Genomic DNA, 12,662 nt, shown 5'->3' on the forward strand with positions numbered 1-12,662 from the left:
CCTTTGACAAAGAGAGATTGTCATTTTTGTAATCAGTGTGTGCTGAATCGTTGAAAATCAGGGAATCAGCTGCAAATCATGTTTTATCAGACTGTTACATGTCTTCCTTTTTTTTGAATCGTTAGTTAAATTTAAATATGTTTTTATATTGACAGTTTTTTTTATCCCTTTATGCTGTAACAACTATTACAAAGGTGTTACAATTAATCTCAGTATATGTAAATATATTGAATGATCTGAGAGGGGTAACCAGAAGTGACTGAAATAGGACGTGAACCAAAGAAAAAGAGCAAAGGAAACAGAACGATCAGAATGAACCTTTTTTTCCTTGCTGTCTTTGTTCTATTCACTGCATTAATTTTCAAGCTAGGTGTTGTTCAAATTGTTGAAGGTGAACAGCATGAAGAAGACGCTGAGGTAGCCAATGCAAAAACAGCGTATTATCCCGCGCCTCGAGGGAAGATGTATGACAGAAATCAGAAAGTTGCTGTCGATAACCAGAGCGTGCCTGAGATTGTCTATGTTTCAACATCAAGCACAAAAACAGAGGATAAAATCAAAACAGCGAAGAAGCTTGCTGCTTTCATTCATATTGATACAGAATTTTTGAAGGATAGGGATTTGCGTGATTACTGGATCGCATCCCACCCTAAAAAAGCTGCTGCTCTGCTCAAGGAATCTGAAAGCAATCTGAAAGGGGCGGAGGCTTACAAACTCCAAATCGAGCGTGTTCCGGATGAAGAATTGAAGGCTATTCAGCGAAATGATGAAGAAATGGAAACTGCTGCAATATATACAAGGTTTTCAAGCGGCAATGCTTACGAACCTCAAATCGTAAAGGCGATGAATCCAAATGAAAGCAACAGCACTGGAAAAAATGGCACGCTCCTCGATGAGAAGAAAAGCTCCGCGCAAAGACCAAAAAATGACTTAACATATGATGAAATTTCAATTGTTTCTGAGCATTTAGAAGAGCTTCCGGGAATCGACATCGTAAACGATTGGACACGAAAATACCCTTATGACAAAACCCTCTATTCCGTTTTCGGCGGCGTCACAACACCTGAACAGGGCCTGCTTAGCGACCGGAAAGATTTCTACTTAACAAGAGGTTATGCCAATAATGACAGGGTGGGGAAAAGTTATTTAGAATATCAATATGAAGACTACTTAAATTCCCATAAAGAAAAAGTGCAATACGTAGAAGACAATAAAGGAAATGTCGTCAGCCAAAAAACCATTGATAAGGGCAGCAGGGGATACGATCTACGGCTTTCTTTCGATATGGAGCTTCAGGCAAAAGTAGAAAAGATCATTGAAGAAGAAGTGAGAAACAGCCGTGCACGTGGAAACTATATGCTTGACAGGGCCTTTGTTGTGATGATGGATCCGAATAACGGCGATATTTTATCGATGGCGGGAAAAAAGATAGATGCAGAAACAAACAAAATTCAAGATTATGCGATAGGCGCATTTACGACCCAATATGAAATGGGTTCGGCAGTGAAGGGTGCCACCGTACTTGCCGGCTATCAGGACGGGATTCCGCATTATAAATATTTTGTGGATACACCTCTTTATTTTGCAGGAAACGGTAACAAGCCTAAGAAGTCCTATATGAATATGGGAACTATTAACGAATTAACCGCACTGCAAAAAAGCTCAAACGTATACATGTTTAATGTCGCCATGCATATTGCAGGTGTAACATATAAGCCGCATGGACCTCTGCCTGCTGATCAGAAGGATTTAAATAAGATGAGAAATTACTACAGCCAATTTGGTCTGGGCGTAAAGACAGGTATTGATCTGCCGCAGGAATCAGCCGGTATGCAAACCACGCCTGATGCTGTAGGGGGATTAATATTAGACTTGGCAATCGGTCAATACGATACATATACACCGCTTCAAATGGCGCAGTACATTTCATCCATAGCCAACGGAGGCTACCGTATTCAGCCAAGAATTGTTACAAGTATTCATGAGCCCAGCAGTAAAGACGGTCTTGGAAAAACAATAGAACAACGAAAGCCAAACATTCTCAATAAAATTAACAATACAGAAAGTGACATACAGCAGGTAAAGACAGGAATGAAATTAGTTACCGCTTCAGGGACTGCTAAAAATACGTTTACAGAAGATGTTTCTGGAAAAACAGGAACAGCGGAAACATTTTACTATGGCACGAACCGTAATTGGTGGGGGAAAAAAACATATAACCTAACTTTCGTAGGCTATTATCCCTCCAAAAATCCAAAAGTGGCTTTCAGTGTCGTTGTACCTTCTGTAAAGGATGATGATAAGATCAATAAAATTATTGCGAAAAGAGCGATCCACGCTTACGCAGAGCTCGAAAAAAAACACAGCAAAAAATAAAAAAGAGGGTGCACATCTAAATGATTGTGCGCCCTTTCATTTATTCAAAAAATGACGTTCACCATAAGAATAGAAGGAGAATCCTGATTTTCTAGCGAATCATACTAGGTAAAAGTCAATCTGTATATGTCGAAACAAGATGATCATGCAAAGGAGGGATTCTGTGGAACAGGATATGCAGCATGTTAAACCATTTCAAACAAAAACCGATATTCATGCAGTCTTGGCCTCTAATGGACGCATCATTTACATATCTGCCAACTCCAAACTGCATTTGGGCTATCTCCAAGGAGAGATGATCGGATCATTCCTCAAAACGTTCCTGCATGAGGAAGACCAATTTTTAGTTGAAAGCTACTTTTATAATGAACATCATCTGATGCCGTGTACCTTTCGTTTTATAAAAAAAGATCATACGATTGTGTGGGTGGAGGCTGCAGTAGAAATTGTTACGACAAGAGCTGAGCGGACAGAACGGGAAATCATTTTGAAAATGAAAGTTCTTGAAGAAGAAACAGGCCATCAATCCCTAAACTGCGAAAAACATGAAATCGAGCCTGCAAGCCCGGAATCGACTACATATATAACGGATGATTATGAACGGTTCGTTGAAAATCTTCCGAGTCCGCTATGCATCAGTGTCAAAGGAAAGATCGTCTATGCAAATAGCGCGATGCTTTCAATGCTGGGAGCGAAAAGCAAGGATACTATTATTGGCAAATGGTCCTATGAATTTATTGAAGAAGAATATCACGATATCGTGAAAAACAGGATTATACGAATGCAAAAAGGAATGGAAGTCGGAATGATTGAACAGACGTGGAAAAGGCTTGATGGCACACCTGTTCATTTAGAAGTGAAAGCGTCCCCGACCGTCTACAAAAACCAGCAGGCTGAACTGCTGCTGCTGATCGATATCTCTTCAAGGAAAAAATTCCAAACCATCCTGCAAAAAAGCCGTGAACGATATCAGCTGCTCATTCAAAATTCAATCGATACCATTGCGGTGATTCACAATGGGAAATGGGTGTTTATGAATGAGTCGGGAATTTCACTGTTTGAAGCAGCTACCTATGAGGATTTAATTGGCAAAAACATATATGATCAGCTGCACCCTTGCGATCATGAGGATGTAAAAGAGAGAATTCAAAACATCGCCGAGAAAAAAACAGAATCAGAAATTGTCAAGCAATCCTGGTTCACCTTCCAAAATAGGGTCATCTATACCGAGATGGTCTGCATTCCGACGACCTTTTTTGGTGAAGCGGCAGTCCAAATCATTCTTCGAGACATTTCTGAGAGAAAACAAACAGAAGAGTTGATGCTGCAATCGGAAAAATTATCAATCGCAGGGCAGCTCGCGGCGGGAATCGCCCATGAGATCCGCAACCCGCTGACAGCGATTAAAGGGTTTTTACAGCTGATGAAACCGACGATGGAAGAAAATGAACACTACTTTGATATTGTGTTTTCTGAACTCAGCCGCATCGAATTAATACTAAGTGAGCTTCTCATGCTGGCGAAACCCCAGCAAAATGCCGTTAAAGAATATTTGAACCTAAAAAAATTAATTGGTGAGGTCTCGGCCCTGTTGGAAACGCAGGCGAATTTGAATGGCATTTTTATCAGAACAAGCTATCAAAAAGACAGCATTTATATAAACGGTGATCAGAATCAATTGAAGCAGGTATTCATTAATTTAATTAAAAATGCGGTTGAATCGATGCCTGACGGAGGAACAGTAGACATTATCATAACTGAGGATGAGCATTCTGTTCATGTCACGATCAAAGATGAAGGGGAAGGCATACCTGAAAAGGTGCTGAACCGAATTGGTGAACCATTTTTAACGACAAAAGAAAAAGGCACGGGGCTTGGGCTGATGGTAACATTTAATATCATTGAAAATCATCAGGGAGCCATCCATGTAGACAGCCAGCCGGAAAAAGGCACAGCGTTTAAAATTTCATTTCCAAAAAAATAAAACAACGGCTTAGACGCCGTTGTTTATTGTCTGCATGGATTCCCGTTTCTTTAATATGAATATTTCCAAGCGGTCCAGCCCTTCTCTTAGCGTATCCAGCGAGTATGCGAAAGACAATCTCACATATCCTTCACCATACTTTGAGAATGAACTGCCCGGCACGAGTGCGACACCAGCATCCTCCAAAAGAGCCATACTAAAATCAAATGAAGACATTCCAAATGATTTAATAGAAGGGAAGATATAAAACGCGCCCGACGGTTTGACAACGTCAAGTCCCATGGAGACAAGGCGGTCATATACATAGTCCAGTCGTTTTTTGTATTGTTCCCTCATAATCAGGGCATCGTCAAAGCCGTTTGTCACAGCTTCAAGCGCGGCTTTTTGAGAGATTGATGACGCACACGACACATTGTATTGATGAACCTTTAGAATGTGCTTAGCAATGTCTTTCGGCGCGAATAAAAATCCAATTCTCCAGCCAGTCATGCTGTGTGATTTTGACAAGCCATTAATGACAATCGTTTGATCCCGCAAATGCGTAGCGATGGAGTAATGCGGCCTGTCATATGTTAATTCACTGTATATTTCATCAGATAATACGAAGACATTTCTGCCTTTTAAAAGGGCAGCGATGCTTTTCAGCTCTTCATCAGATAAAGTCACACCGGTAGGGTTCGACGGATAAGGAAGCACGACACACTTGGTGTTAGGAGTCAGAGCCTCTTCAATCAGGCGGGCAGTAAGCTTAAATCCGTGAGACCTAGTATCAACAATCACAGGCTTAGCGCCGCACAAATTGATAATCGGTTCATAGCCTGGATAAATCGGGCCCGGCATAATGACTTCATCACCAGGAGATAAAATCGTCCGAAATGCGGCATCAATGGCTTGGCTTGCGCCTGTTGTGATGATGATTTCAGATTCAGCATCATAGTTGAAATCCGCTTTTTTCTTCATATAAATTTGTACAGCTTGTCTCAGTTCCAGGTAGCCGGCATTCGGAGTATATGACGTCACGTTTTCATCAATGGCTTTTTTTGCGGAAGCTTTCACATGATGCGGTGTAAAAAAGTCTGGTTGGCCGATTGTTAGCGAAATGACATCTTCGTGTTGAGCTACAAGATTTGAGAATTTGCGTATTCCTGAAATTTCAATTTCTCTTGCTTTCGGATTCAGCAAATGTTCCATAATTCATCACCTTAACAAATATAATGAGTTTATCCTATTTTACCACTAGCTGGCTATTTGTCACCTTTTTAGCCGATATATATCGATTGTATGCGCCTTTTTTCTAAACATACCTTTCTTTTCAGAAAAAAAGAAGACAACCAGCATTTTGATTGTCTTTATTGTATCATGTTCTATTATTGTTTATATGTGCTGCTTTCATTAATAACCATAATCAAAGTGAAGGTCTTCGTGCCAAATCATATACGGGGGATGCTCTTCTTGAAGGTCAGCTGATTCTTTCTTCATATGCAGGTAAGTCTCTTCACTGATATCTTCTAAAACAGTCATTTCATTTTCTTTGAATATTACTAAGGTACCCATTATTTACACCCTTCTTTGGAAAAATCCCTGACTATTTTATCACTGCTAGTTGTAAAGTCAATGGTTAGCAGAAAAAAAGTTTCTTTTTTAGAGAAACGCGTCTTAACGCTCTCCAAATCGGATTTTGAAGAGCCATGCCATTCACTTTTTACAATTTACGCCGATATATACAGTACAATACTGAATGCGAATAGCGAGGGATTGAAGTGTCGTTACAACAATACGAAATTTTATTGGATTCTGGAACAAATGAATTGGAAATTGTGAAGTTTGGCGTGGGCGATAATGCTTTTGGAATTAACGTCATGAAAGTAAGGGAAATTATTCAGCCGCTTGAGGTAACATCTGTGCCTCACTCTCATCAGCATGTAGAAGGAATGATCAAGCTCAGAGGAGAAATTCTCCCTGTGATCAGCCTCTTCTCATTTTTTGGTGTGGAGCCTGACGGATCAAAAGATGAGAAATATATCGTAACTGAATTTAATAAACGGAAAATTGTTTTCCATGTCGGCTCTGTGTCTCAAATTCACAGAGTATCCTGGGAAGCAATTGAAAAGCCGACATCGTTAAACCAAGGAATGGAGCGGCACCTTACCGGGATTATTAAGCTCGAAAACCTGATGATCTTTTTGCCTGATTATGAAAAAATTATTTATGATATTGAATCTGACTCAGGTGTGGATACGTACAATATGCATACCGAGGGCTTCGATCAAAGAAGAGCTGATAAAAAGCTTATTATTGTAGAGGATTCACCGCTTTTAATGCGCCTCTTGCAGGATGAATTAAAAGAGGCTGGGTACAATAATATTTCTTCGTTTGAAAACGGAAAAGAGGCCTATGAGTATATCATGGACCTTGCTGAAAACGAAACAGATTTATCAGAACAGATCGATATGATCATCACTGATATTGAAATGCCAAAAATGGATGGACACAGGCTCACAAAGCTGCTGAAGGAAAATCCGAAAAGCTCAGACGTGCCGGTTATGATTTTCTCATCGCTAATTACCGATGATTTGCGTCACCGCGGGGAAGTCGTTGGCGCAGATGAACAGATCAGCAAGCCTGAGATCAGTGATTTGATTAAAAAAGTGGATACGTATGTTATCGAATAAATAAAAACAGCCGATGCCCGAGGGGGCACGGCTGTTTTTATGTTAAAAGTAACTCTCGCCGAGTTTTTTAAAGACGGGTTTATGATAAGTTGGCTGCTGGCGATTTGTCACAAGCGGCTTTTCTTTCATGCCGACATATTCTTGCAATAGGTGTTTCGCCTTTGTTAAAGACATTTGAGCTTTAGGATTTCGGTACGATTGATTAAGTGTACCTAAATGCGGAAGATGTTCGAAGTCTTCTTTCGTTGGAGGCATGTGAAAATAGTAGTCTCCGATTGAGATAAGCACGTCCGATTGCTGTTGGCTGAACCTTGGATTTTTTGAAAAATGAAGCCCTATTTTCTTTCCTTTACCTTCTTTGACAAGCTTTTGCAAAGCCCGTTTTTTCAGTAGATATAGGTATTTAGGGTTAGGGGCGGTTTTTGCATGGCGATTCACAGTGTAAACTGCTTTTGAAAGATTTTCTACGGTTGGCTGCAGATCTTTCGTATGTGCATGGTCGTCCATTATTTCTCTCCTTTGCTCTTATCAAATTCTATATGATTAGATTATACTTTTTTAAAGTTGAAATGCAAATATTGAATATGAAAATGCGCTTTTTTCTGAGAAAAAAAGCGCATTTACAACTTAAATTATACAGATTTTACTTTCTTTTTGGGCTGCTCTTGAAAGGCTTCCTGAACATTCACTTCCACAGCCTGTGCACTGTATTTTGGCAGTGCAACAAAATAAAAAATAAAAACAAGCAGGGTGATAACGCCCATGCCGTAATAAAGATAATCAATGTTTGAAACGAACTTAGGGAATAACAGCGCAACTAAGCCGAGTGTCAGTGACTGTGCAAACATCATAAACGGGTCCTGCAAGCCGCTTACACGTCCCATCAGCTTAGGGTGAACAATCTTTGGCATCCAGCCTCCGATCGCAATGTTGACCGGTCCGATGCACATTCCGAGGACAAATGCTGCCGCGTAATACACCCATAACACATTTGTGTAGCCGAGGACAAAAATCAGCAAACCTGCGATAAAAATCGGTATCGACATTAAAAAGTGAGGTTTCACTTTTTTTGAGATGATCGTGCCGAGAACACTTCCCGCCAGCAGCCCAAAACCGAGTGCGATCGTAAATACAGACGTATGCCATTCATAACGGTCGGGCGCCAATCCATATTTCATTGTAAACATCGGCAATACAGCGAATCCCCCGTTGACAAATCCAAAAATGAAGAAGCCGAAAATCAGGGATGCCAGCAGTTTGTTTTTTGATATATAGAGAATGCCTTCTTTAAAATCATTTATTGAATCTTTAACAGAGGCTTTTCTCCAGCTGAATGCGCCATTTGGCTGTCGGGCTTCCTTTGGAATTCGGCAGCTGCGGATCAGCAGCCCGGAAATGATAAAGCTGACAAAATCGAGAATAATGGCGCCTTCAATTCCGATTGTGTTGTACATAAAAGCACCTATTCCGACTCCGAACACCATAAAAATACTAAAGAGCATCTGATTAAGCCCAGCTGCTTTGGCATAGTGCTCCTTTGGCAGGATGGCTTGTACCAAACTGTTTTCTGCCGGAAAGAAAAACTTCGTGACAGCGCTTCTGACAAATAAAATACAGAAAACAAGAGGAATATTGCCGGTAAATAAAGTGAAAAAAAGGACGACAGTCAGACCTGCTCTAATCCAATCGCAGTTTTCCGCCACCTTTTTTCTGTCAAACCGGTCCGCGACGACTCCCACGATCAGAAATACAAATACGGTCGGAAGAGAATACATCAGCTCCGCCAAGGTCGTATATGAAGGCTGGCTGCTGAAGCGGTCCAGCAAGAAAAAAGCAAATGCCATGTTGCCTACTGTCGTCCCCATTTGAGAAGCGAGTGCTGCGAAAAATAGACGAACAAAATTACGATTTTTAAATATATCCATAAAAACGCTCCTTACCCTAAAGGTCCCACTTTATCATATTATAAACCGCCTGTTTTTGAAACAAATAAGAAAACATTACCGGTTCATCATGACTCTTGTTCCGTTTGGCACAATTGAAGCGAGTTCGATCACATCTTTGTTATGCATGCGAATGCAGCCTTTAGAGACAGCCTTGCCAATCGAAGAAGGATTATTCGTCCCGTGTATTCCGTAGTGTTGCTTAGAAAGGCTTAGCCAATAGGCGCCGAATGGGCCGCCGGGATTGCGCTGGCGGTTAATAATATAAAATTCGCCAGTCGGCGTTTGGGTCAGTATTTTGCCGACCGCAATCGGATAGGTCTTCATCATTCGATTATTCTGGAACAGCGTAAGGGTCTTCGCGCCGATTGAGACTGAGATATGATACGGAATCGTATTAGGGTCCGGCAGGCCGGGGATGACAATGGACTGTCCCGCAGTGAGCCCTGCCTGCAGTGACGGATTAGCTTTGAGTAATGAAGCGGTGCTGATTCTGAAATCAGCCGCGATGCTGCTTAGTGTTTCACCTTGCTTTACCCGGTACGTAAGCAGTTTCCTCATCCTCTCTTTTTTACTTATAAGTATTGATGAGGAGCCCATCCTGCTACATTAATTTGCGTTTTTTAAGGTGAAGACAGAGATTTCAGGCTTGGCCAGAAACCGCAAAGGCAATCTGGTCATCCCGAGGCCGCGGTTCACGTAAATATGGGTGCTGCCTGTCTGATACATTCCCTCTGTGTAGACCTTTCCATAAGGAGGTGTAATAATCGGCCCGTAAAAAGGAAGCTGAATCTGGCCGCCGTGTGTATGGCCGGAAAGCTGAAGGTTCACCGGATAGCCTGTTGTTTTTAATGCTGCATCAGGCTCATGAACGAGCAGAATAGAAAAAAGTCTGTCACTTAGCCTTGAAAGGATGCCTTCATAGTCCGGGCTTCCTAGCATTAAGTCATCAAGTGATGCAATCTCGATCTTGCTGCCATCTGCAAGCGACAATGTTTGATAGCCATTGCGGTTTACCGTAAAACCGCCGGCCGTCATCAGGCTTTTGTAAACGGCAGTTCCATAGCCTCCGTGATCATGATTGCCGTAAACACAAAACTTGCCAAAGGGCGCGTATAGTTTTCTCAATAATGGAATGACTTCCTGATGTTGCTGATACGTATCAGGATTATCGATGATATCACCTGTAAACACAATGAGATCAGGTTTAGATTCATGAATTGACTGGATAACAGTCTTTAAATCTTCAAGAGTAAAAGAATCACTTAAGTGTGTATCACTAAACTGCACGATTTTGAAACCGTCAAATCCGTGCGGGATGAGAGAGCTTTTGATTGTGTGTTCGGTTGTCTCGATCATATGCGGCTCCAAATATCTGGCATAGCCGTATCCGCCGCCGGCCGCTAAAGCCCCGGCAACAAGAGTCCCGAACGTTCCTTTTAGAAATTGCCTTCTGGACATCTTTTTCATTTCAAACCAACCTTTAATAGAGTTTTTCTATTATATCATCTGTATCTTGAAAAAATCTCATATCAGCGTGTACTGACAGAAGCAGGCATACCATGATAGAATAAAATTGAATGAATACTCATTCATAACAAGGGGGAGAAATCATGGAAAAAAAGGCGGTTGTTATTACCGGCGGGTCAAGCGGCATGGGAAAAGCAATGGCAAAAAGACAGGCTGAATTAGGCTGGTACGTTATGGTGACAGGGAGGAACGAGGAAGCACTCGCAGAAACGAAACGAGACATTGAAACCTTTGAGGGACAGGTCGCCTGTTTTCAAATGGATGTCCGTTCTGATTCCGCCGCTTCTGACATGATGACAGAAGCGATAAAAGCATTTGGGCGGATTGATGCGCTGATCAACAATGCGGCCGGAAACTTTATTTGCCCGGCAGAAAAGCTGACGCCCAATGGATGGAAAGCCGTAATTGAGATTGTCTTAAACGGCACATTTTTTTGCAGCCAAGCTGCAGCCAGACATTGGATCGAGAAGCAGAAGCAGGGCGTCATTTTAAATATGGCCGCCACATACGCTTGGGGAGCGGGAGCGGGGGTCGTCCATTCCGCTGCAGCCAAAGCAGGGGTATTGTCATTGACAAGAACTCTGGCCGTGGAGTGGGGGAGCCAATACGGCATTCGCACAAACGCGATTGCACCAGGTCCAATTGAACGAACAGGCGGTGCGGAGAAACTATTTGAATCAGAAAAAGCGAGAGCCCGAACGCTGAACAGTGTGCCGCTCGGCCGGCTCGGCACGCCGGAGGAAATCGCATCTTTAGCCGCGTTTATGCTTTCTGATGAAGCTTCCTATATGAATGGGGAATGTGTCACTCTAGATGGGGGGCAATGGCTCAATCCTTATCCATTTTAAAGCATATTAAACTTTGGATTCAATGTGGTATAATCAGACAAAGATAGAGAAGCAGGTGATAACATGTTGGATCCACTTGATATTTTAACGAACATTGATGATGTCCTTCCATATTACCAAGCGATTTTCAGTGCTGAGGAGCAGAAAATCGTCGGGTATGAGGTGCTTGGGCGTATAATGGCAGATTCAGAAATCCAAAGTCTCGGGCCCTTTTTTTTAGACGCGGGGATACCCGAAGAATATAAATTAGAGGTGGATAACAGAATTATCCGCCAAGCTCTTGACCGCTTTTTAGAGGCTGATTCTGATCTGCTGATTTTTATGAATCAGGACGCCAATCTGCTGATGCTTGATCATGGTGAAAGCTTTCTGGAGCTTCTGAAAGAGTATGAAGCAAAGGGAATCGAACTTCATCGTTTTGTGCTTGAAATTACGGAGCACAATTTTGAAGGGGATATTGAGCAGCTCTACCATATGCTTGCCTACTATCGTACATACGGAATTAAAATCGCAGTTGATAACATCGGGAAAGAAAGCAGCAACCTGGACAGAATCGCACTGCTTTCACCAGATCTGTTAAAAATCGATTTGCAGGCGCTGAAAATATCACAGCCGTCACCATCATATGAGCATGTGCTGTTCAGCATATCTTTATTAGCGAGAAAAATCGGTGCGGCGCTGCTGTATGAAGATATTGAGGCGAACTTCCAGCTTCAATACGCTTGGAGAAACGGCGGCCGCTATTTTCAGGGGTATTACTTGTTGTCTCCTTCTGAAACGTTTCCACAGAGAGATGTATTGAAGCAAAGACTTAAAGCTGAATTTCACCAATTTATCACACATGAGAAAAAGAAGCTTGAAACCGTCTATGAGCACTCCGAACAGTTTTACAAACGAGTCCATCAAGCTGTGACATCTTTAAGAAAAAACAACTTGTCTTCTGATGATGACTTTATAAAAAAACTCGCAAAAGAGCTGACAGATTGCAGCTTTAGAATTTACATGTGTGATGAAGAAGGCGATCAGCTGACGGGAAATGTGTTTAAACAGGATGGAGAGTGGATTTACCAGCCGGAATACGCGGAAAAGAATTGGAGCTGGCGTCCTTATTTTTTGGAGAATATCATGAGAATGAGAAACCTCAGAAAAGGGTTTTTCAGTGATTTGTACAGCGATTTGGAAACTGGTGAAATGATCAGAACGTTTTCATATCCAATGGATGATCAGATGTATTTATTTATAGACTTGCCTTACTCTTATTTATATGAGCAGGATGGATTGATTTAAGCGGCTGAAAGGCCGTTTTTTT

Annotated in this window: 11 protein-coding genes; 5 read left to right on the forward strand and 6 right to left on the reverse strand. The window is 41.8% G+C overall.

What is annotated here, in order from left to right:
- Positions 1-255 precede the first annotated feature (255 nt).
- Together SC79_RS02720 and kinA are read left to right on the forward strand one after the other, a co-directional pair.
- Positions 256-2,376: a peptidoglycan D,D-transpeptidase FtsI family protein gene (locus tag SC79_RS02720; protein WP_039073775.1), complete on the forward strand. Its 2,121-nt coding sequence runs from the start codon at positions 256-258 to the stop codon at positions 2,374-2,376.
- A gap of 163 nt (positions 2,377-2,539) precedes the next feature.
- Positions 2,540-4,360, forward strand: coding sequence for a sporulation histidine kinase KinA (gene kinA, locus SC79_RS02725; RefSeq protein ID WP_039073776.1), 1,821 nt, complete (start codon positions 2,540-2,542; stop codon positions 4,358-4,360).
- A gap of 9 nt (positions 4,361-4,369) precedes the next feature.
- Here the strand turns inward: kinA and SC79_RS02730 are convergent, their stop codons facing one another.
- Entirely contained in the window at positions 4,370-5,551 is a 1,182-nt protein-coding gene (locus tag SC79_RS02730) for an aminotransferase A (protein WP_039073777.1), read from the reverse strand.
- Positions 5,552-5,752: 201 nt separating this feature from the next.
- A complete protein-coding gene (locus SC79_RS19770) occupies positions 5,753-5,914 on the reverse strand; it encodes a hypothetical protein (RefSeq protein WP_003238943.1) in 162 nt (53 codons plus the stop codon).
- Positions 5,915-6,120: 206 nt separating this feature from the next.
- Here SC79_RS19770 and cheV point away from each other — a divergent pair, with 206 nt between their 5' ends.
- Positions 6,121-7,032 carry a chemotaxis protein CheV gene (gene cheV / locus SC79_RS02735; RefSeq protein WP_039073778.1) on the forward strand — a complete coding sequence of 304 codons (912 nt, stop codon included), beginning with the start codon at positions 6,121-6,123 and terminating at the stop codon, positions 7,030-7,032.
- A gap of 42 nt (positions 7,033-7,074) precedes the next feature.
- Here cheV and SC79_RS02740 read toward each other — a convergent pair whose 3' ends face one another.
- From SC79_RS02740 to SC79_RS02755, 4 genes are all read right to left on the reverse strand, one after another.
- Positions 7,075-7,539 carry a YkyB family protein gene (locus SC79_RS02740; RefSeq protein ID WP_039073779.1) on the reverse strand — a complete coding sequence of 155 codons (465 nt, stop codon included), beginning with the start codon at positions 7,537-7,539 and terminating at the stop codon, positions 7,075-7,077.
- A gap of 125 nt (positions 7,540-7,664) precedes the next feature.
- A complete protein-coding gene (locus SC79_RS02745) occupies positions 7,665-8,957 on the reverse strand; it encodes an MFS transporter (protein ID WP_039073780.1) in 1,293 nt (430 codons plus the stop codon).
- Between the two features lie 75 nt (positions 8,958-9,032).
- Positions 9,033-9,527 carry a L,D-transpeptidase family protein gene (locus tag SC79_RS02750; protein ID WP_082022529.1) on the reverse strand — a complete coding sequence of 165 codons (495 nt, stop codon included), beginning with the start codon at positions 9,525-9,527 and terminating at the stop codon, positions 9,033-9,035.
- 57 nt (positions 9,528-9,584) lie between these two features.
- Positions 9,585-10,445 (reverse strand): metallophosphoesterase, encoded by an 861-nt coding sequence (locus SC79_RS02755; protein ID WP_039073782.1) that lies wholly within the window; start codon positions 10,443-10,445, stop codon positions 9,585-9,587.
- Between the two features lie 143 nt (positions 10,446-10,588).
- Here SC79_RS02755 and fadH point away from each other — a divergent pair, with 143 nt between their 5' ends.
- Positions 10,589-11,353 carry a 2,4-dienoyl-CoA reductase gene (fadH, locus tag SC79_RS02760; protein WP_039073783.1) on the forward strand — a complete coding sequence of 255 codons (765 nt, stop codon included), beginning with the start codon at positions 10,589-10,591 and terminating at the stop codon, positions 11,351-11,353.
- A gap of 63 nt (positions 11,354-11,416) precedes the next feature.
- Positions 11,417-12,640, forward strand: a complete 1,224-nt coding sequence (locus SC79_RS02765) for an EAL domain-containing protein (RefSeq protein ID WP_039073784.1) — start codon at positions 11,417-11,419, stop codon at positions 12,638-12,640.
- Positions 12,641-12,662: the final 22 nt, after the last annotated feature.

The sequence above is a fragment of the Bacillus sp. MSP13 genome (assembly GCF_000815295.1).
GTDB lineage: Bacteria > Bacillota > Bacilli > Bacillales > Bacillaceae > Bacillus > Bacillus vallismortis.

Coding starts and splice junctions, on each gene's coding strand:
- SC79_RS02745 (WP_039073780.1), bottom strand. CDS start 8,957: ATGGATATATTTAAAAATCGTAATTTTGTTCGTCTATTTTTCGCAGCA.
- fadH (WP_039073783.1), top strand. CDS start 10,589: ATGGAAAAAAAGGCGGTTGTTATTACCGGCGGGTCAAGCGGCATGGGA.
- SC79_RS02755 (WP_039073782.1), bottom strand. CDS start 10,445: ATGAAAAAGATGTCCAGAAGGCAATTTCTAAAAGGAACGTTCGGGACT.
- SC79_RS02765 (WP_039073784.1), top strand. CDS start 11,417: ATGTTGGATCCACTTGATATTTTAACGAACATTGATGATGTCCTTCCA.
- SC79_RS02740 (WP_039073779.1), bottom strand. CDS start 7,539: ATGGACGACCATGCACATACGAAAGATCTGCAGCCAACCGTAGAAAAT.
- SC79_RS19770 (WP_003238943.1), bottom strand. CDS start 5,914: ATGGGTACCTTAGTAATATTCAAAGAAAATGAAATGACTGTTTTAGAA.
- SC79_RS02730 (WP_039073777.1), bottom strand. CDS start 5,551: ATGGAACATTTGCTGAATCCGAAAGCAAGAGAAATTGAAATTTCAGGA.